This window comes from Pseudomonas sp. GD03858 (assembly GCF_029840925.1).
In the GTDB taxonomy this organism is placed as follows: domain Bacteria; phylum Pseudomonadota; class Gammaproteobacteria; order Pseudomonadales; family Pseudomonadaceae; genus Aquipseudomonas.
Genome location: NZ_JAOCDM010000037.1, coordinates 1 through 18,902 on the forward strand (window position 1 = coordinate 1; position 18,902 = coordinate 18,902).

18 protein-coding genes are annotated in these 18,902 nt (G+C 64.4%); 9 read left to right on the forward strand and 9 right to left on the reverse strand.

What is annotated here, in order from left to right; translation table 11 throughout:
* Positions 1-35: 35 nt before the first annotated feature.
* Complete coding sequence (locus N5D48_RS12155) at positions 36-1,325, reverse strand: MFS transporter (RefSeq protein WP_279884425.1); 1,290 nt, start codon at positions 1,323-1,325, stop codon at positions 36-38.
* 364 nt (positions 1,326-1,689) lie between these two features.
* Here N5D48_RS12155 and N5D48_RS12160 point away from each other — a divergent pair, with 364 nt between their 5' ends.
* Both N5D48_RS12160 and N5D48_RS12165 read left to right on the forward strand, forming a co-directional pair.
* Positions 1,690-2,088: an acyl-CoA thioesterase gene (locus tag N5D48_RS12160; RefSeq protein WP_003253317.1), complete on the forward strand. Its 399-nt coding sequence runs from the start codon at positions 1,690-1,692 to the stop codon at positions 2,086-2,088.
* A gap of 73 nt (positions 2,089-2,161) precedes the next feature.
* Complete coding sequence (locus N5D48_RS12165; protein WP_279884427.1) at positions 2,162-3,058, forward strand: D-hexose-6-phosphate mutarotase; 897 nt, start codon at positions 2,162-2,164, stop codon at positions 3,056-3,058.
* 130 nt (positions 3,059-3,188) lie between these two features.
* Here the strand turns inward: N5D48_RS12165 and N5D48_RS12170 are convergent, their stop codons facing one another.
* The 5 genes from N5D48_RS12170 to N5D48_RS12190 all read right to left on the reverse strand — a co-directional run bounded on the left by N5D48_RS12170 (position 3,189) and on the right by N5D48_RS12190 (position 6,800).
* The gene (locus N5D48_RS12170) at positions 3,189-3,722 is read right to left on the reverse strand and encodes a DUF3299 domain-containing protein (RefSeq protein ID WP_279884429.1); all 534 of its coding nucleotides are present in this window, start codon (positions 3,720-3,722) and stop codon (positions 3,189-3,191) included.
* 50 nt (positions 3,723-3,772) lie between these two features.
* Entirely contained in the window at positions 3,773-4,018 is a 246-nt protein-coding gene (locus N5D48_RS12175; RefSeq protein WP_050707557.1) for a GlsB/YeaQ/YmgE family stress response membrane protein, read from the reverse strand.
* 96 nt (positions 4,019-4,114) lie between these two features.
* On the reverse strand, positions 4,115-5,197 hold the full coding sequence (locus N5D48_RS12180; protein WP_279884431.1) for a 5-(carboxyamino)imidazole ribonucleotide synthase: 1,083 nt from the start codon (positions 5,195-5,197) through the stop codon (positions 4,115-4,117).
* A gap of 10 nt (positions 5,198-5,207) precedes the next feature.
* Positions 5,208-5,699 (reverse strand): 5-(carboxyamino)imidazole ribonucleotide mutase, encoded by a 492-nt coding sequence (gene purE / locus N5D48_RS12185; protein WP_050707559.1) that lies wholly within the window; start codon positions 5,697-5,699, stop codon positions 5,208-5,210.
* 171 nt (positions 5,700-5,870) lie between these two features.
* Positions 5,871-6,800, reverse strand: a complete 930-nt coding sequence (locus N5D48_RS12190) for a LysR substrate-binding domain-containing protein (protein WP_279884432.1) — start codon at positions 6,798-6,800, stop codon at positions 5,871-5,873.
* Between the two features lie 181 nt (positions 6,801-6,981).
* On the opposite strand from N5D48_RS12190, the gene aspA reads away from it, so the two are divergent.
* The 4 genes from aspA to N5D48_RS12210 all read left to right on the forward strand — a co-directional run bounded on the left by aspA (position 6,982) and on the right by N5D48_RS12210 (position 11,909).
* Positions 6,982-8,406: an aspartate ammonia-lyase gene (gene aspA, locus N5D48_RS12195; RefSeq protein WP_240064215.1), complete on the forward strand. Its 1,425-nt coding sequence runs from the start codon at positions 6,982-6,984 to the stop codon at positions 8,404-8,406.
* 180 nt (positions 8,407-8,586) lie between these two features.
* Positions 8,587-9,579, forward strand: a complete 993-nt coding sequence (locus tag N5D48_RS12200) for an AraC family transcriptional regulator (protein ID WP_279884434.1) — start codon at positions 8,587-8,589, stop codon at positions 9,577-9,579.
* A 183-nt stretch (positions 9,580-9,762) separates the two neighbouring features.
* Positions 9,763-10,803: a histone deacetylase family protein gene (locus tag N5D48_RS12205; protein WP_279884436.1), complete on the forward strand. Its 1,041-nt coding sequence runs from the start codon at positions 9,763-9,765 to the stop codon at positions 10,801-10,803.
* Positions 10,804-10,805: 2 nt separating this feature from the next.
* Complete coding sequence (locus N5D48_RS12210) at positions 10,806-11,909, forward strand: extracellular solute-binding protein (protein WP_279884439.1); 1,104 nt, start codon at positions 10,806-10,808, stop codon at positions 11,907-11,909.
* Between the two features lie 81 nt (positions 11,910-11,990).
* Here N5D48_RS12210 and N5D48_RS12215 read toward each other — a convergent pair whose 3' ends face one another.
* Positions 11,991-13,529: a PLP-dependent aminotransferase family protein gene (locus N5D48_RS12215; RefSeq protein ID WP_279884441.1), complete on the reverse strand. Its 1,539-nt coding sequence runs from the start codon at positions 13,527-13,529 to the stop codon at positions 11,991-11,993.
* 90 nt (positions 13,530-13,619) lie between these two features.
* Here N5D48_RS12215 and N5D48_RS12220 point away from each other — a divergent pair, with 90 nt between their 5' ends.
* The 3 genes from N5D48_RS12220 to N5D48_RS12230 are packed head-to-tail and all read left to right on the forward strand — an operon-like array spanning position 13,620 to position 15,387.
* A complete protein-coding gene (locus N5D48_RS12220; RefSeq protein WP_279884442.1) occupies positions 13,620-14,249 on the forward strand; it encodes an FMN-binding negative transcriptional regulator in 630 nt (209 codons plus the stop codon).
* A 12-nt stretch (positions 14,250-14,261) separates the two neighbouring features.
* Positions 14,262-14,708, forward strand: a complete 447-nt coding sequence (locus tag N5D48_RS12225; protein WP_279884444.1) for a GNAT family N-acetyltransferase — start codon at positions 14,262-14,264, stop codon at positions 14,706-14,708.
* Between the two features lie 7 nt (positions 14,709-14,715).
* Positions 14,716-15,387, forward strand: coding sequence for a GNAT family protein (locus tag N5D48_RS12230; RefSeq protein WP_279884446.1), 672 nt, complete (start codon positions 14,716-14,718; stop codon positions 15,385-15,387).
* 116 nt (positions 15,388-15,503) lie between these two features.
* On the opposite strand, the gene oadA is transcribed toward N5D48_RS12230, so the two are convergent.
* The gene (gene oadA, locus N5D48_RS12235) at positions 15,504-17,312 is read right to left on the reverse strand and encodes a sodium-extruding oxaloacetate decarboxylase subunit alpha (protein WP_279884448.1); all 1,809 of its coding nucleotides are present in this window, start codon (positions 17,310-17,312) and stop codon (positions 15,504-15,506) included.
* Between the two features lie 98 nt (positions 17,313-17,410).
* Entirely contained in the window at positions 17,411-18,826 is a 1,416-nt protein-coding gene (locus N5D48_RS12240; protein ID WP_279884450.1) for an acetyl-CoA carboxylase biotin carboxylase subunit, read from the reverse strand.
* Between the last annotated feature and the right edge of the window lie 76 nt (positions 18,827-18,902).

Genomic DNA, 18,902 nt, shown 5'->3' on the forward strand with positions numbered 1-18,902 from the left:
AGCCCTTTCGCGACACAAGGCCGCTCCTACATGGATCAGCGCTTGTTGACGAGCAGATAGGTACCGACCAGCAGACCAACGGCGCACAGGCACGCCACGTAATAGGCCGGCGCCATCGGGCTGAACTTGAGCAGCGCGGTGACCACCATCGGCGTCAGGCCGCCAAAGATCGCGTAGGCCAGGTTGTAGGAGAACGACAGCCCGCTGAAACGCACCACCGGCGGGAACGCCTTGACCATCACGTAGGGCACGGCCCCGACGATGCCGACGCACAGGCCAGTCAGGGCGTACAGCGGGAACAGCAGGTCCGGCCGGGTCGGCAGGCTGTGGTAGAAGGCCCACGACGACGCCAGCAGCGCCAGGCTGCCAATGATGAACACCCGCCCGGCGCCGAAGCGATCGGCCAGGCTGCCGGCCCCGATGCACCCCAGGCTGAGCAGCACGATGGCCAGGCTATTGGCCTTGAGCGAGTCGGTGGGGCTGATGTGGTACAGGCTCTGCAACAGCGCCGGGGTCATCAGGATCACCACCACGATGCCCGCCGAGAGCAGCCAGGTCAGCAGCATCGACAGGATGATCGCGCCGCGATGGTCACGCAGCACCGCGCGCAGCGGCAGCTCTTCGGCCAGGGCCTTGCGCGCCTGCATCTCGGCGAACACCGGGGTTTCATGCAACCAGCGGCGCAGGTAGACCGCGAAGAAGCCGAACACGCCACCGAGCAGGAATGGAATACGCCAGGCGTAGTCCGCCACTTCGTCCGGGGTGTAGAGGGTATTGATCAGGGTCGCCACCAGCGAGCCGAGCAGGATGCCCGAGGTCAGGCCTGCGGTCAGGGTGCCGCAGGCATAGCCGGTGTTGCGCGCCGGCACATGCTCGGAGACGAACACCCAGGCGCCCGGTACCTCGCCGCCGATGGCCGCGCCCTGGATCACGCGCATCAGCAGCAGCAGGATCGGCGCCCACAGGCCGATCTGCGCATAGGTCGGCAGCAGGCCCATGATCAGGGTCGGCACGGCCATCATGAAGATGCTCAGGGTGAACATCTTCTTGCGCCCGAGCAGGTCGCCGAAGTGGGCCATGACGATGCCGCCCAGCGGGCGCGCGAGGTAGCCGGCGGCGAAGATGCCGAAGGTCTGCATCAGGCGCAGCCATTCGGGCATGTCGGCAGGGAAGAACAGCTTGCCCACCACCGTGGCGAAGAACACGAAGATGATGAAGTCGTAGAACTCCAGGGCGCCACCCAGGGCGGACAAGGAGAGGGTCTTGTAGTCACTGCGGGACAACGGCCGGGACGGCTGCTCGATACTGCTCTGCGCGGAGGTCATCGCTGTTCGTTCTCTTCTTGTAGGTATGCAGGCCGCTTGGCATGCGGCTTCTGGAATGGTCAGGCAGCGAAGATAGCAAATTGCCGAACCGCGCTCATAGCGGTACAAAATCCATACAGATATTCATCAATGCACGGTCGTCGCTGGCTGTGTGGGTATATATACTGCCCGCTCGTAGGAAAAGGTTGCTCCGCCCAGCGGATATTGTGCGAAAACGTCGGGTCGAATCGTCAGACTGTTTCGCAGAATTTCCCTTTGGCCGCCCCCGAAGCGAAATCAGCGTAGTATGCGCGTTGCTGAATCGTTTTTACGGCGTCCGTTACCGCGCCACCAACGAAGCGTCACGGGTCAGAGGCCCCACGGCATGATTGAGCTCGAACAAGAAGATCCTATCCCGCAAGGCGACCTGGCCCTGCAGATCACCGCGCTGCCGCGCGAAACCAATGGTTTTGGCGATATCTTCGGCGGCTGGCTGGTCGCCCAGATGGACCTGGCCGGCACCGCCATGGCCAGTCGCGTCGCCGGTGGCCGGGTGGCCACGGTGGCCATCGACCGCATGGCCTTCCTGGTCCCGGTGGCGGTGGGCGCGCAACTGTCCTTCTATACCCAGACCCTGGAAATCGGTCGCAGCTCGATCCAGATGATGGTCGAGGTGTGGAGCGACGACCCGCTGTCCAGCGAATGGCGCAAGGTCACCGAGGCGGTGTTCGTGTTCGTCGCCATCGATGGCAGCGGTCGTACCCGCTCGGTGCCTCGTCGCTGAGCCGAGCGAGCGGTAAACTCATTGCAGGTCACCGGGTCCAACGGCCTGACAGACAATCAATGAGACGAGCGCAATGGCTAACTTCACGGTCGAGACCGAGCTTCACGGCGAACTCAATTGCTGGCGCATCACCAGCGAGCATGCCGAACTATTGATCGCCCAGCAGGGCGCGCAGGTCCTCAGCTACCAGCGGATCGGCGAACCGCCGCTGCTGTGGCTGAGCGACCAGGCCATCTTCCGCCAGGGCAAGTCGGTGCGCGCCGGCGCACCGGTGTGCTGGCCCTGGTTCGGTATTTTCGAGCGCAACCCCGACTCGGTCAAAGGCATGTTCCACGGCGAACAGGCACCCGCTCACGGCCTGGTGCGCGGTCGCGACTGGCAGCTATTGGGCGTCGAGGAAAACGGCGCCAACCTGCTGATCGAGTTCGAACTCCCCGAAGCCCAGGGCGACCTGCCGGGCTGGCCTCATGAGGTCCAGCTCAAGCTGCGGGCGGAACTGGGCGACCAGCTGAAGCTGACCCTCACCAGCTACAACCTCGGCAATACCGATGTCACCCTGAGCCAGGCCCTGCACAGCTACTTCGCCGTGAGCGACGTACGTCAGGTGCAGGTGGAAGGCGTGGACGGGTTGGCCTATATCGAAACCCTGGCCAACTGGGCGCAGCGCCAGCAGCAGGGCAACCTGGGCTTCGCGGGCGAGACCGACCGCATCTACCTGAACGCCCCCGAGCGCCTGGCCATCGTCGACCCGCACTGGAACCGGCGTATCACCCTGCAGGCCGGCGGCTCACGCACCGCGGTGATCTGGAACCCCTGGACCGAGCGCGCTCGCGACCTGCCGGACATGGCCGACGATGGCTGGCAGCGCATGCTGTGCATCGAGACGGCGAATGTGTGGGATGACGTGGTGGTGCTCAAGCCGGGGGCGAGTCATGCGATGAGCGTGGCGATCGGTAGCGAAGTGCTCTGATCCGTAATTTTCAGCGTCAGTTCCGGCCCTTTCGCGGGGAAACCCGCTCCCACAGGCACTCCACTGTTCTCAAGGTCAGTGAAATACCTGTGGGAGCGGGTTTACCCGCGAAGAGGCCGGCGCAGGCAACTCAAAGATCGGCATCCTCCACCACCCTCACCTGCCCCGCCTCCAGCGCATACGCCGCATCCGCAAGATCATTGCTGACCGTCTCCACCTTCAGCGTGCCGGTCACCCACAACGGCGTGTAGATGTCGTCGATTTTCAAGCCTTTCGCATAGCGCACCAGCACCAGCTGGTTCGGCGGTGGCGGCGGCACGTGAATGCAGGCGCCCGGGTATGGCACCAGGAAGAACAGCGTGCTGTTGCCCTTGGCATCGCTCTCCAACGGCACGGGATATCCGCCCAGGCGGATCTGCTTGCCGTTCATCGCTGCCACGGTCTTGGTCGAGTACATCACCGCAGGCAAGCCCTTGCTCTGCTTCAGGCCACCCTTGGCAGTGAAGGTCCCTTGGGCTTCCGGGGAGTTGTGGTCGATCTCGGGCATCTGCTCGAGGGCTTTCTGATCCGACTTGGGCATCAGCTCAAGCCAGTCGGTCTCGGGCAGTTCGGCATGAGCCAGGGCGCTGGCCAGCAGCAGGGGAACGAGGAATAACGCACGCATGGGAATGCTCGGCAACTCGGGATTGAATTGCCGGGCATTCTAGCCTGTGTTCAGTTCTTCTTGATGAAGCCGTAGATCACCAGAAGGATGATGGCGCCCACCAGGGCTCCGAAGAAGCCCGCCGCCTGCCCGGCCTGGTAGATGCCCAGGGCCTGCCCGCCATAGGTGGCGGCCAGAGAGCCGGCAATGCCGAGGAGGATGGTCATGATCCAGCCCATGCTGTCGTCACCCGGTTTCAGGAAACGCGCCAGCAGGCCGACGATCAGGCCGATGAAGATGGTTCCAATGATGCCCATGGCAATCCCTCTGAGATGAAAGTGGAACAAGCCAAAGCCTAGACAGCGCTTTGGCTTGTCGCCATTTCAGAGCGATGGTGCCCCGCGAAAGTTCGCTCAGCCGGCGATCAACGCCTCTACTTCGGCGATCTTGGCCTGCAGCGTGGCCATGTCGGCGCAACGCAGGGTAGCGTGGCCAACCTTGCGCCCGACCTTGAACGCCTTGCCATAATGGTGCAGATGGCAGTCGTCGATGGCCACGACCTTGTCCACCGCTGGCACTTCGCCGATGAAGTTGAGCATGGCGCTCTCGCCGACCTTGGCGGTCGACCCCAGCGGCAGGCCGGCGACGGCGCGCAGGTGGTTCTCGAACTGGCTGCATTCGCTGCCTTCGATGGTCCAGTGCCCGGAGTTGTGCACGCGCGGCGCGATCTCGTTAGCCTTGAGGCCACCGTCGACTTCGAAGAACTCGAATGCCATCACGCCGACATAGTCCAGCTTCTGCAGTACGCGGCCGACGTAGTCTTCGGCCAGGGCCTGCAGCGGGTGGGCAACGCTTGCCACCGACAGGCGCAGAATGCCGCTGTCGTGGGTGTTGTGCACCAACGGGTAGAAGCGGGTTTCGCCATCACGGGCGCGCACGGCCACCAGCGACACTTCGCCGGTGAACGGCACGAAGCCCTCCAGCAGGCACGGCACACTGCCCAGTTCGGCGAAGGTGCCCACCACGTCCTCGGGCTTGCGCAGGACCTTCTGACCCTTGCCGTCATAGCCCAGGGTGCGGGTCTTGAGCACGGCCGGCAGGCCGATGCTGGCGACGGCGGCATCCAGGTCTTGCTGCGAAAGGATGTCGGCGAAAGCCGGGGTCGGAATCCCCAGGTCGCGGAACATGCTCTTCTCGAACAGCCGGTCGCGGGCAATGCGCAGGGCCTCGGCGCTCGGGTAGACCGGCACGAACTGCGAGAGGAAGGCAACGGTCTCGGCCGGCACGCTCTCGAACTCGAAGGTCACCAGGTCGACTTCGTCGGCCAGCTGGCGCAGGTGGTCCTGGTCGCCGTAGTCGGCGCGCAGGTGCTCGCCCAGCGGCGCGGCGCAGGCGTCCGGGGCCGGGTCGAGGAAGGCGAAGTTCATGCCCAGCGGAGTGCCTGCCAGGGCCAGCATGCGGCCCAGCTGGCCACCACCGATTACACCGATTTTCATAGGGTCAGCCTCAAGCCTGGCGCGGGTCTGGATTGTCCAGCACGGTGTCGGTCTGCTCGGTGCGGAACTGCTTGAGCGCCGCGTGGAACTGCGGGTACTTGGCCCCCAGGATGCTCGCCGACAGCAGCGCGGCGTTGATCGCGCCGGCCTTGCCGATGGCCAGGGTGGCAACCGGCACGCCGGCCGGCATCTGCACGATCGACAGCAGCGAATCGACGCCCGACAGCATCGACGACTGCACCGGCACGCCCAGCACCGGCAGGTGAGTCTTGGCGGCGCACATGCCCGGCAGGTGGGCGGCGCCGCCGGCACCGGCGATGATCACCTCGATGCCGCGGCCTTCGGCCTCCTCGGCGTACTGGAACAGCAGGTCCGGGGTACGGTGGGCGGAAACCACCTTCACCTCGTAGGGAATGCCGAGTTTTTCCAGCATATCGGCGGTGTGGCTAAGGGTGGACCAATCGGACTTGGAGCCCATGATCACGCCAACCAGTGCACTCATCGTCGAGCCTCTTCGCTTGTGCGCCCGCGGGCGCGTCAAAAAACAACAAGCCACGCGGGACGACCGGCGTGGCTTGTTTGCTGATCATGACCGGATCTATCCGGTCGAGGGGCCGCGCAGTATAACGTAACGCGAGGCGATCACGGCACCCCCGGCGACCAACTGTCGCCCTTATTTTTCGGGGGTTTGGCTGACTTTCGGGTCAACTGAACCGCCCTCCAGCTTGCGCCACAGCAACCGCACGTTGGCCTTGCGCACCAGGGCGCAGCGGTACAGGCGGATTTCCAGCGGCACATGCCACTGGCTGCCGCCACAGATCGCCAGTTCGCCGCGCTCCAGCTCGCCGCGCATCGACAGCCTCGGCACCCAGGCGATACCCATGCCTTCGAGCGCCATGCTCTTGAGACTGTCGGCCATCGCGGTTTCATAGACAGTGGTATAGCGCAGGTTGCGCTGGCGCAGCAGCAGGTTGACCGAACGGCCGAGGAAGGCGCCGGCGCTGTAGGCCAGCAGCGGCACGCTGCCCTCGCCCTCCAGGTCGAACAGCGGCTTGCCGTCCGGGCCCACGGCGCACACCGGAAGCATTTCGGTGGTGCCCATGTGCAGCGAGGGGAAGATCTCGGCGTCCATCTGCAAGGCGGCGTCCGGATCATAGAAGGCCAGCATCAGGTCACAGCCGCCCTCGCGCAATGCATGAACGGCATCACCGACGTTGGTGGCCACCAGGCGCGTGGCGATGTTCAAGCCATCGTTGCGCAACTGCGCCACCCAGCGCGGGAAAAAGCCCGATGCCAGGGAGTGCGCGGCCGACACCTGGATCACCTCGCCCTGCCCGCCCTCCAGGTGATGCAAATGGCGGAGAACTTCGCTCAACTGGTCGACAACGGTACGCGCGGTGACGAGAAACAGCTGGCCGGCCTCGGTCAGTTCGATGGGCGTGCGGGAACGATTCACCAGGGTCAGCCCCAGCGCCGCTTCCAGGCTGCGTATGCGTCGACTGAACGCCGGCTGGGTGACGAATCGGCGCTCGGCCGCTTGCGAAAAACTGCGGGTGGAGGCCAGGGCACTGAAGTCCTCCAGCCATTTGCTTTCGAGGTTCATCGACTACTCCGCAACGCGTGCACCAAAATGGAACACGCTCGATTGTCAATCGGCGTCACATCAAACCGTATGCCGTTTGCGCATAGGTTAGCGTGCAACAGCATTGGCCGCAAAATCCGGGCAGCCCTAGCATTGGCGCCATTCCGGCAGGTGCCGGGTCAAAATCGAGATGATATCCATCATGTCCTCCGCTGCATCGTTCCGCGTCGAAAAAGATCTGCTTGGTACCCTTGAAGTCCCTGCCGATGCCTACTACGGCATCCAGACCCTGCGCGCTGCCAACAACTTCCACCTCTCCGGTGTTCCGCTGTCGCACTACCCGAAACTGGTAGTCGGCCTGGCGATGGTCAAGCAGGCTGCTGCTGACGCCAACCGTGAGCTGGGGCACCTGAGCGATGCCAAGCACGCTGCCATCAGCGCAGCCTGCGCCCGCCTGATCAAGGGTGACTTCCACGACCAGTTCGTGGTGGACATGATCCAGGGCGGTGCCGGCACCTCCACCAACATGAACGCCAACGAAGTCATCGCCAACGTCGCGCTGGAGCACATGGGCCACCAGAAAGGTGAGTACCAGTACCTGCACCCGAACAACGACGTGAACATGGCGCAGTCGACCAACGACGCCTATCCGACCGCGATCCGTCTGGGTCTGCTGCTGGGCCACGACGCCCTGCTGGCCAGCCTCGACAGCCTGATCCAGGCCTTCGCCGCCAAGGGTAAAGAGTTCGACCACGTACTGAAGATGGGTCGCACCCAGCTGCAGGACGCCGTACCGATGACCCTGGGCCAGGAATTCCGCGCCTTCGCCACCACCATGACCGAAGACCTGCAGCGCCTGCGCTCGCTGGCCCCGGAACTGCTGACCGAAATCAACCTGGGCGGTACCGCCATCGGTACCGGCATCAACGCCGACCCAGGCTACCAGATGCTGGCCGTTCAGCGCCTGGCGATCATCAGCGGCCAGCCGCTGGTCCCGGCCGCCGACCTGATCGAAGCCACCTCCGACATGGGCGCCTTCGTGCTGTTCTCCGGCATGCTCAAGCGCACCGCGGTCAAGCTGTCGAAGATCTGCAACGACCTGCGCCTGCTGTCCAGCGGCCCACGCACCGGCATCAACGAGATCAACCTGCCGGCGCGTCAGCCAGGCAGCTCGATCATGCCAGGCAAGGTCAACCCGGTGATCCCGGAAGCCGTCAACCAGGTGGCCTTCGCCATCATGGGCAACGACCTGGCCCTGACCGTCGCCGCCGAAGGTGGCCAGCTGCAGCTGAACGTGATGGAGCCGCTGATCGCCTACAAGATCTTCGACTCGATCCGCCTGCTGCAACGCGCCATGGACATGCTGCGCGAGCACTGCATCGTCGGCATCACCGCCAACGAACAGCGCTGCCGTGAACTGGTCGAGCACTCGATCGGCCTGGTCACCGCCCTGAACCCGTACATCGGCTACGAAAACGCCACCCGTATCGCCCGCGTCGCCCTGGAAACCGGCCGCGGCGTGCTGGAACTGGTGCGCGAGGAGAAGCTGCTGGACGAAGCGATGCTCAACGACATCCTGCGTCCGGAAAACATGATCGCTCCCCGTCTGGTTCCGCTGAAAGCGTAATCCAGACCGCTGCAAACAGTCTCACCAGGTCGAGGGACTAGACACCTCTCAACCTTTCAAGGGCCCGAGCGCACGCTCCGGGCCCTTTTTTTATGCCTGCGCTTCAAGCCGTGTGCCATCCCTGTAGGAGCGGCATACAACTTGCTCGCTAAAGCTTCTCAGCCCAATGGGACGCCGAGCATGCTGCACAGCCACCTCACCACCCTCAACGCGGTTTCGCTGATCCTCCAGGTATTCCAGGAGGCCGGCGTCGACCCGCGGCAGCTGCTCGCCGGCAGCGGCATAGGCCCGGCGGACCTGGGCCACGCCGATGCGCGCATCACCACCCAGCAGGAGCTGCAGGTGTGCGCCAACGCCGTGGCCCGGCGCGAGGACATCGGCCTGGAACTGGGCCAACGGATGCATGTGTCGTGCTACGGCATGCTCGGTTACGCCTTGCTCTCCAGTGCCACTTTGGGTGACGCCCTGCGCCTGGCGCTGAGTTACCCGGCACTGCTGGGAACAGTCTTCCGTCTGCGCCTGGTGGATGACGGCCAGCGGGCCTGGCTCAGCGCCAGCGACCATTACGACGCCCCCGGCCTTGCCGCTTTCAACGCCGAGTTCTGCCTGGTGTCGCTGAAAGTGATCTGCGATGACCTGCTCGGCCGCCCGCTGCCGCTGCTGGCGGCGCGCTTCGAACACTCGCGCCCCGACTACCACGCGCTCTACGACGGTGCATTCCAGTGCCCGCTCGGCTTCGAGGCCGGCGACAACGCCTTTGCCTTCGAGCGCCGCTGGCTGGACATGCCGCTGCCGCTGGCCGACCCGGTTACCCACAAGGCCATGAGCGAACGCTGCCGACGCCTGAACCTGGAGTTCACCGGGCGTCAGGCCTGGCTCGGACGCATTCGCCAACTACTGATCCAGCAGCTGGATGCCGCTCCTGGGCTGGAGGGCCTGGCACGGCAGATGAACTGCTCGTCACGCACCTTGCGTCGGCACCTGCAAGCGCTGGGCAGCAGTTATCAACAGCTGCTCGACGAACTGCGCTTCGAGCGCGCCAAGCAGCTGCTGGCCGAGGACCAGATGCCGATCTACCGTATCGCCGAAACGTTGGGGTTCAGCGAGACCGCCAGTTTCAGGCATGCCTTCCAACGCTGGAGCGGCGTGGCGCCCAGTCATTTTCGCGGGTAAACCCGCTCCCACAGACCTCAAGATCAACGCCGGCCCTGTGGGAACGGGTTTACCCGCGAAGAGACCGGAACAAGCAGCCTAGCGTTTGGCCACATCGATCCCCTTTTGGCCGTTTGCGTCGTTCTCCCGCGATTGGCCGCCCACCAGAATGGCCTCACGCCAGTCATAACCGGAGAACAACAAGTGCTGACGATCTATTCCGATGACCACCGCCTGCACCACGGCCGCTGCGAGCTGATCGACGGCCAGCTGATGCCCTGCTTCGAAATGCCCTCGCGCGCCGACCACGTCCTGGAGCAAGTGCAAAGGCGCAACCTCGGCCCCGTGCAAGGCCCCACCGATTTCGGTCGCGTCCCACTGCAACGCATCCACAGCGCCGACTACCTGAACTTCTTCGAAGGCGCCTGGGCCCGCTGGGCCGCGCTCGGCCAAGACGGCGACCTGCTGCCCTTCACCTGGCCGGCGCGCACACTGCGCCAGGTCAAGCCCACCGGTCTGCACGGAGAACTCGGCTACTACAGTTTCGATGCCGGCGCACCGATCACCGCCGGCACCTGGCAGGCCGCCTACAGCGCCGCGCAAGTGGCCCTGACCGCCCAGGCCGCGATCCAGAAAGGCGCCCACGCGGCCTTCGCCTTATGCCGCCCGCCAGGACACCACGCCGCCGCCGACGTGATGGGCGGTTACTGCTACCTGAACAACGCCGCCATCGCCGCCCAGGCATTCCTCGACCAGGGCCGACGCAAGGTGGCCATCCTCGATGTCGACTATCACCACGGCAACGGCACCCAGGACATCTTCTATGCCCGCGGCGATGTGTTCTTCGCCTCGATCCACGGCGACCCGCAAGACGAATTCCCGTTCTTCCTCGGCTATGCCGACGAAGTCGGCGAAGGCGCGGGCGAAGGCTGCAACATCAACTATCCGCTGCCCGCCGGCAGCGACTGGAAGGCCTGGAGCGCCGCGCTGGAAGATGCCTGCCAACGCATCGCCGCCTATGACGCCGAGGTCCTGGTGATCTCCCTCGGCGTGGATACTTTCAAGGACGACCCGATCTCGCAGTTCAAGCTGGACAGCCCGGATTACCTTGAGATGGGCAAGCGCATCGCCCAGCTCGGCAAGCCGACCCTGTTCGTGATGGAGGGCGGCTACGCCGTGGAAGAAATTGGCATCAACGCGGTCAACGTGCTGGAAGGCTTCCAGCGCGCCCAGCCAGGAGCCTGAACATGGTCCGACTCAAGCGTCTGCTCGCCCCGCTCCTCGCCACCGGCCTGTGCGTCGGTGCGCTCCAGGCTCACGCCGAACAGCGCACCCTGCGGGTGTACAACTGGTTCGACTACATCACCCCGCAGACCCTCACCGACTTCCAGAAGGACAGCGGTGTGAAGCTGGTCTACGACATCTTCGACACCAATGAGGCGCTGGAGGCCAAGCTGCTGACCGGCAACTCCGGCTACGACGTGGTGGTGCCGTCCAACGTGTTCCTCGCCAAGCAGATCGAGGCCGGCGTGTTCCAGCCACTGGACCGCGGCAAGCTGCCCAACTGGCAGCACCTGGATCCGGCGCTGATGAAGCTGATCGAGGCCAACGACCCAGGCAACAAGTTCGCCGTGCCGTACATGTATGGCACCGTGCTGATCGGCTTCAACCCAGCCAAGGTCAAGGCCGCGCTCGGTGACGACGCCCCGCTGGACAGCTGGGACCTGATCTTCAAGCCTGAGAACATCGCCAAGCTCAAGCAGTGCGGCGTGGCGCTGCTCGACTCGCCGTCGGAGATCCTGCCGCTGGCGCTGTCGTACCTGGGCCTGGACCCCAACAGCGGCAAGCCTGCCGACTACCAGAAGGCCCAGGACCTGCTGCTGAAGATCCGCCCGTACGTCACCTACTTCCACTCGTCGAAGTACATGGCCGACATCGCCAATGGCGATATCTGCGTGGCGGTGGGCTATTCGGGCAGCTTCTCCCAGGCCGCCAACCGCGCCCGCGAGGCGAAGAACGGCGTGGTGGTGGACATGCGCCTGCCCAAGGAGGGCGCGCCGATCTGGTTCGACATGCTGGCGATCCCGAAGAACGCGGCCAACCCGGAGGATGCCCATGCCTTCATCAACTACCTGTTGCGGCCCGAGGTGATCGCGCCGATCAGCGATTTCGTCGGCTACCCGAACCCCAACAAGGATGCGACCGCCAAGGTCAGCCCGGTGATCCGCAACAACCCGAACCTGTACCCGACGGCGGAGGCGATGGCCAAGCTGTATACCTTGAAGCCGTTGCCACGGGATGCCGAGCGGGCACGGACACGGGCCTGGACCAAGATCAAGTCGGGGACTTGAGTCGACTGCTTCGCGGGTAAACCCGCTCCCACAGGTATAGCCACTGCTCTCAGCGGCGGCGCAAACCCTGCGGGAGCGGGTTCACCCGCGAACAGGCCGCCAAGCCTTGCGCAGGCGCATCAACGCATCCGCGATCTGAGCTTCCGGCACCGCTGCAAATCCCAGCACCAGCCCTGCCCTTTTATCCACAGGCTCCTCGCTGTCCTCCAGCCAGTAGCTGCTCAGCGGATTGACTTCCACCCCCACCGCTTCAGCCCTGGCCACCAGTTCCTGCTCCCGCGCAAAGTTATCCACATCCACCTTCACGTGCAGCCCCGCCGCCACCTCCGGCATGACCCCCAGCCCCGGTACGTCCTGCGGCCAGCCGGCCTTGAGCACATTGCGCCGCGCCAGCGCCACCCGGCGCATACGGCGGATATGGCGCTGGAAATGCCCCAGGGCCATGAACTGCGCCATGACGCACTGGGTGCCCACCTCGGAATGTCGCACCGCCAGCGCCCTGCCCTGGCTGAACGGCTGCACCAGGCGCCGGGGCAAAACCAGATAGCCCAGTCGCAACGCCGGGAAGGCGATCTTGCCGAAGGTGCCGACGTACAGCACTCGCTCGTGCCGGTCCAACGCGGCCAGCGGCGCCAGGGGCGCGCCGCTGTAGCGGTACTCGCCGTCATAGTCGTCCTCGACGATCCATCCATCGTGACACTCGGCCCAGGCCAGCAACGACAGGCGCCGGTCCAGGCTCATGGTGACGCCGGTGGGGTACTGGTGGGCCGGTGTCACGTAGGCCATCCGGCAGCCGGGTATCCCGGCGAGCCTCGCGCAATCCATGCCCTCCTGGTCCACCGGCACACCGCACAACCTGGCGCCGGCCACCGCGAAGGCATGCCCGGCCGCACGATACCCCGGGTTTTCCACAGCCACACCATCGCCCGGCTGCAACAGCAACTGTGCACAAAGGCTGATTGCCTCCTGCGCGCCACTGGTGATCACAATTTGCTCAGCGGTGCAGGAGAGGCCCCGTGAACGGCGCAGGTAAGTGGCGATCAACTCGCGCAGTTGCGGCTCCCCCGCCGGGTCACCATAGCCGAGCCGCGTCGGGTCGGGATTTCGCCAGAAACCCGCTTGCAGCTTGGCCCAGACCTCGAACGGAAAGAGATCGAACGCCGGCACGCCGACACGAAATGCCCTTGGCGGTCCGCTCCGGGGCATTGGCAAATGGTGATTTTTCAGACGATCCAACAGCTCGCTGGAAGGGCTTGAACTGGATAAATCCTCAGTATCAACAGCCTGAAATGTGGATAACCCTGTTGATGACCTACGGGATAACCCTGTGGATAGTTGTGTGGATAGTTTCGCCAGCCGACTCACATAAGTGCCATCTCCGACCCGACTCTCGATAAAGCCTTCGGCATACAGCTGGTCATAGGCGCGCACTACACTATTGCGCGACAGCGACAGCATCGCAGCCAGGTCCCTGGTTGCCGGCAGACGGGTACCGCTGCCCAGCCTTCCATCGAGCACCCGCGCCCTCAACGCCTGATATAGCTGCTGGCTGAGCCCCCGTCGGCGGTCAAGGACGATACCGGCCGGGTCGAAAGGCAACGCGTGGCTACGCTCGCTCATGGTATTGGACCTATGAAAACTGCGCTGAATGGACCTTATGCAGAACCAATAGCCTGCCTACGATGGAGTCATCGCACAAGGAACTCTGGCATGTACAACAGCAAACCCCATCAGGACCATGACCTCGGCAGCCTGCATCGACACATGCTGCACACCCGCCTGGCCATGCTCGTCAGCCATGGCGAACAAGGTTTGCTGGCAACCCATCTGCCGGTGCTGGTGGCGACCGACGAAGGTGAGTTCGGCACCCTGTATGGGCACCTGGCCCGGGCCAATCGTCAATGGCAGGACCTGGAGCAAGGCGCCGAGGCGCTGCTGGTGTTCCCCGGCGCCGACGCCTATGTCAGCCCCTCGTACTACCCCAGCAAGACCGACAACCCCAAGGTGGTGCCCACCTGGAACTACACCGCCGTGCATGCCTACGGCGCGGTCGAGGTGATCCATGAACCGGGGCCCTTGCTGGACATCGTCAGCCGCCTGACCGACCGCCATGAGCAAGGCCGTGCCGAACCCTGGAAAGTGACGGACGCCCCTGGCGACTACCTGGACGGCATGCTCCGCGCCATCGTCGGCATCCGCCTGCCCATCACGCGCCTGCAAGGCGCGCGCAAGCTCAGCCAGAATCGCTCGGCCGAGGACATGGCCGGTGTGCGCGACGGCCTGGCCGCCAGTGCCGACCCTCAGGACAACCAACTCGCGGCGCACATGCGCCAGCTCTGAAGGAAAAGCCCCATGACCCACGTCACCCTGCGCCCGGTTGGCGCCAGCGACCACGCCGCCTGGCTACCCTTGTGGCAGGCCTACCTGCGCTTCTACCAGACCGAACTGCCCGAACATGTCAGCCTCAACACCTGGCAGCGTCTGCTCGACCCGAACGAGCCCACGCATTCGGCGCTGGCCTGGGTCGATGGCAAGGCGGTGGGGATGGTCAACTACATCTACCATCGTTCCAACTGGAGCATCGAGAACTCCTGCTACCTGCAAGACCTGTATGTCGACAGCGAGACACGCGGCCTGGGCATCGGCCGCCAACTGATCGAGCACGTCTACGCCACGGCCAAAGCCGCCGGCTGCATCAAGGTCCACTGGCTGACCCACGAGACCAACGCTACCGCCATCGGCCTGTACGAGCAGGTCGCCGAGCGTCCGGGTTTCATCCAATTTCGCAAAGCACTGTAGGCCGCCCATGACTGACGCATTGAACTGGAAACCCGCCGCCACGCCGAACGCAAAACCCCTGGAGGGCCGCTTCGTGCGCCTGGAAAAGCTTGACCCGACGCGCCATGGCGACGATCTCTGGGACGTGCTGCAGGGTCCGGGCTCGGATCCGTTGCTGTGGGACTACCTCCCTTATGGCCCGTTCAGCGAACGCGCCAGCTTCGAGCGCTGGCTGGAAGGCAACGCCGCGAGCCGCGACCCGCTGTTCTACAGCGTGATCCACCGCGCCAGCGGCCAGGTCCAGGGCATCCTCAGCTACATGTCGATCGTTCCCGAACAGGGCCGCTTCGAAATCGGGCATATCGCCTTCGGTGCCGCCATGCAGCGCACGCCGAAAGGCACCGAGGCGGTCTACCTGCTGGGCAAGCTGGGCTTCGAGTTGGGCAATCGCCGCCTTGAGTGGAAATGCAATGACGCCAATGCCCGCTCCAAACGCGCGGCCGAGCGGTTCGGCTTCGTCTTCGAGGGCGTGTTCCGCAACCATATGGTGGTCAAGGATCGCAATCGGGATACGGCGTGGTACTCGATCACCGATGCCGAGTGGCCGGCGGTGGCAACAGGGTTCGAGCGCTGGTTGAGCGTGGATAACCAGCAACCTGAAGGTCAGGTGAGGACGCTGGAGGCCTGTCGCCAGGGCTGACCTCATCGCGGGGCAAGCCCGCTCCCACAATGACCCGCGATAGGGTCCTGAAACCAGACAAAAAAAGGGGAGCATCCGCTCCCCAGAGGTTAACTGCTTGTAGATGAAGGCTTCTGTCAGCCTTCGATCTCGATCAGGATTTCGCCAGGCGTCACCCGGTCGCCCTTGGCCACGTGGATGGCCACGACCTTGCCGGCGATGGCCGCCTGGACTTCGGTCTCCATCTTCATCGCTTCGGTGATCAGCACCGCCTGGCCGGCCTTGACCACATCGCCTTCCTTGACCAGCACATCGACGATATTGCCCGGCATGCTGGTGCTGACATGCCCCGGCTCGCTGGCCTGCTTGCGCTTGCTGCCGCCACCGCCGACGAAGTCGTTGAGCGGCTCGAACACCACTTCCTCCGGCATGCCATCGATGGACAGGTAGAAGTGGCGCTTGCCCTCGGCCTTGACGCCCACGCCGGTGATGTCGACGCGATAGGTCTCGCCATGCACATCGATGACGAACTCGGTCGGCACCCCCTCACCGCCCACCGAGCCCACCGCACCGGCTTCCGGAATCGGCAGCAGGGCTTCGGGCTTGAGGGTACCGGCCTCGCGCTCCTCGAGGAACTTGCGGCCAATGTCGGGGAACATGGCGAAGGTCAGCACGTCTTCCTCGGAATGCGCGAGGCCGCCGATATCGGCGCGCAGCTTGGCCATCTCCGGCTTGAGCAGGTCGGCCGGGCGCACGTCGATCACTTCCTCGCTGCCGATCGCCTGGCGGCGCAGCTGCTCGTTGACCACGCCCGGGGCCTTGCCGTAACCGCCCTGCAGGTACAGCTTCACCTCGTTGGTGATGGTCTTGTAGCGCTCACCGGCCAGCACGTTGAAGAACGCCTGGGTGCCGACGATCTGCGAGGTTGGGGTCACCAGCGGCGGGAAGCCGAGGTCTTCGCGAACACGCGGGATCTCTGCCAGCACTTCGTTCATGCGGCTGAGCGCGCCCTGCTCCTTGAGCTGGTTGGCCAGGTTGGAAATCATCCCGCCCGGCACCTGGTTGACCTGCACGCGGGTGTCCACGGCGGTGAACTCGCTCTCGAACTGGTGGTACTTCTTGCGCACGGCGTAGAAGTACAGGCCGATCTCCTGCAGCAGCTCCAGGTCCAACCCGGTGTCGAACTCGCTGCCCTTGAGCGCGGCGACCATCGACTCGGTGCCCGGGTGGCTGGTGCCCCAGGCGAAGCTGGAGATCGCGGTGTCGATATGGTCGGCGCCGTTCTCCACCGCCTTGAGCTGGCACATGGCAGCCAGGCCGGCGGTGTCGTGGGAGTGGATGAACACCGGCAGCGACTGCTCGGCCTTCAGCGCCTTGACCAGCTCGCCGGTGGCGAACGGAGTCAGCAGGCCGGCCATGTCCTTGATCGCCACCGAGTCGCAGCCCATGGCTTCCATCTGCTTGGCCTGCTGCACGAAGGCGTCGATGGTGTGCACCGGGCTGGTGGTGTAGGCGATGGTGCCCTGGGCGTGCTTGCCGGCGGCCTTCACCGCCTCGATGGCCACGCGCAGGTTACGCACGTCGTTCATGGCGTCGAAGATGCGGAACACATCAATGCCGTTGACCGCCGCCTTGGCGACGAAGGCCTTGACCACGTCGTCGCTGTAGTGGCGGTAGCCCAGCAGGTTCTGCCCGCGCAGGAGCATCTGCAGGCGGGTGTTGGGCAATGCGGCGCGCAGCTTGCGCAGGCGCTCCCACGGGTCTTCCTTGAGGAAGCGCACGCAGGCGTCGAAAGTGGCGCCACCCCAGACTTCCAGCGACCAGTAGCCGACCTTGTCGAGCTTGTCGCAGATCGGCAGCATGTCTTCGGTGCGCATGCGGGTGGCCAGCAGGGACTGGTGGGCGTCGCGCAGGATCGTGTCGGTGACAAAGATTTTCTTGGACATTATTTTCTCCTTGTAGCGGCAAGCTTCAAGCTACAAGCCGCAAGAAAAAGCTGATGTGCTTTGACTTGCAGCTTGCCGCTGACAGCTTGCAGCTGCATTCAAAGGCCTGCGTGCGCGGCGATGGCGGCGGCGATGGCCAGGGCCAGCTCTTCGGGTTTGCGCTTGATCGAGTAGTTGGTCAGTTCAGGGTGGCTTTCGACGAAGCTGGTGTTGAACTGGCCGCTGCGGAATTCCGGGTTGCGCAGGATTTCCTGGTAGTACGCGGCGGTGGTCTTCACCCCTTGCACGCGCATGTCGTCCAGGGCCCGCAGGCCGCGATCCATGGCTTCTTCCCAGGTCAGCGCCCAGACCACCAGTTTCAGGCACATGGAGTCGTAGAACGGCGGGATGGTGTAGCCGGTGTAGATCGCCGTGTCGGTACGCACGCCGGGGCCGCCGGGGGCGTAGTAGCGGGTGATCTTGCCGAAGCTGGGCAGGAAGTTGTTCTTCGGATCTTCGGCGTTGATGCGGAACTGCAACGCGAAGCCACGGTGCTGGATGTCTTCCTGCTTGATCGACAGCGGCAGGCCGGAAGCAATGCGAATCTGCTCGCGGACGATGTCGATGCCGGTGATTTCCTCGGTGATGGTGTGCTCCACCTGCACCCGGGTGTTCATTTCCATGAAGTACACCTCGCCATCGGCGAGCAGGAACTCCACGGTACCGGCGTTCTCGTAGTTCACCGCCTTGGCCGCGCGCACCGCCAGGTCGCCGATATAGGCGCGCTGCTCAGGGGTCAGCTGCGGGCTCGGGGCAATCTCGATCAGCTTCTGGTTGCGGCGCTGGATCGAGCAGTCGCGCTCGAACAGGTGCACCACGTTGCCGAAGCTGTCACCGAGGATCTGCGCCTCGATGTGCTTGGGGTTGACGATGCACTTTTCCAGGAACACTTCCGCCGAGCCGAAAGCCTTGGTGGCCTCGGAGATGACACGGGGGAAGTTCTGCTCCAGCTCTTCGCGGCTGTTGCAGCGGCGGATGCCACGCCCACCGCCACCGGAGGTGGCCTTGAGCATCACCGGGTAACCGATGCGGTCGCCTTCGCGCAGGGCCTCATGGATATCGGCGACGTTGCCTTCGGTGCCGGGCGTGACCGGGACACCAGCCGCGATCATGGTACGGCGTGCCTCGGTCTTGTCGCCCATGCGCCGAATGACGTCGGCGGCCGGGCCGATGAACTTGATCCCGCGTTCGGCGCAGATCTCTGCCAGTTCGGCGTTTTCCGACAGGAAACCATAGCCTGGATGCAGGGCATCGCAGCCGGTCTCGACAGCAAGGTTTACCAGCTTGCGCGGGTTCAGGTAGCCGGCCAGGGGCTCGGCACCGATGCTGTAAGCCTCGTCGGCGCGCTTGACGTGCAGGGCGTGACGGTCGGCGTCGGCATAGATCGCGACGGAGCGAATGCCCATTTCGGCGCAGGCGCGCACGATCCGAACTGCGATTTCACCCCGGTTGGCGATCAGGATTTTTGTTATCACTGGAGTCTTCCCAAAGCCGTAGGAACAGACGATCCGGTTCTACCGGTCGGCGCGTGACCAGACGTCGCTGGCCAGT

Coding starts and splice junctions, on each gene's coding strand:
- N5D48_RS12220 (WP_279884442.1), top strand. CDS start 13,620: ATGTACAACAGCAAACCCCATCAGGACCATGACCTCGGCAGCCTGCAT.
- N5D48_RS12225 (WP_279884444.1), top strand. CDS start 14,262: ATGACCCACGTCACCCTGCGCCCGGTTGGCGCCAGCGACCACGCCGCC.
- N5D48_RS12170 (WP_279884429.1), bottom strand. CDS start 3,722: ATGCGTGCGTTATTCCTCGTTCCCCTGCTGCTGGCCAGCGCCCTGGCT.
- oadA (WP_279884448.1), bottom strand. CDS start 17,312: ATGTCCAAGAAAATCTTTGTCACCGACACGATCCTGCGCGACGCCCAC.
- purE (WP_050707559.1), bottom strand. CDS start 5,699: ATGAGTGCACTGGTTGGCGTGATCATGGGCTCCAAGTCCGATTGGTCC.
- N5D48_RS12155 (WP_279884425.1), bottom strand. CDS start 1,325: ATGACCTCCGCGCAGAGCAGTATCGAGCAGCCGTCCCGGCCGTTGTCC.
- N5D48_RS12175 (WP_050707557.1), bottom strand. CDS start 4,018: ATGGGCATCATTGGAACCATCTTCATCGGCCTGATCGTCGGCCTGCTG.
- aspA (WP_240064215.1), top strand. CDS start 6,982: ATGTCCTCCGCTGCATCGTTCCGCGTCGAAAAAGATCTGCTTGGTACC.
- N5D48_RS12215 (WP_279884441.1), bottom strand. CDS start 13,529: ATGAGCGAGCGTAGCCACGCGTTGCCTTTCGACCCGGCCGGTATCGTC.
- N5D48_RS12230 (WP_279884446.1), top strand. CDS start 14,716: ATGACTGACGCATTGAACTGGAAACCCGCCGCCACGCCGAACGCAAAA.
- N5D48_RS12165 (WP_279884427.1), top strand. CDS start 2,162: ATGGCTAACTTCACGGTCGAGACCGAGCTTCACGGCGAACTCAATTGC.
- N5D48_RS12160 (WP_003253317.1), top strand. CDS start 1,690: ATGATTGAGCTCGAACAAGAAGATCCTATCCCGCAAGGCGACCTGGCC.
- N5D48_RS12180 (WP_279884431.1), bottom strand. CDS start 5,197: ATGAAAATCGGTGTAATCGGTGGTGGCCAGCTGGGCCGCATGCTGGCC.
- N5D48_RS12210 (WP_279884439.1), top strand. CDS start 10,806: ATGGTCCGACTCAAGCGTCTGCTCGCCCCGCTCCTCGCCACCGGCCTG.
- N5D48_RS12200 (WP_279884434.1), top strand. CDS start 8,587: ATGCTGCACAGCCACCTCACCACCCTCAACGCGGTTTCGCTGATCCTC.
- N5D48_RS12190 (WP_279884432.1), bottom strand. CDS start 6,800: ATGAACCTCGAAAGCAAATGGCTGGAGGACTTCAGTGCCCTGGCCTCC.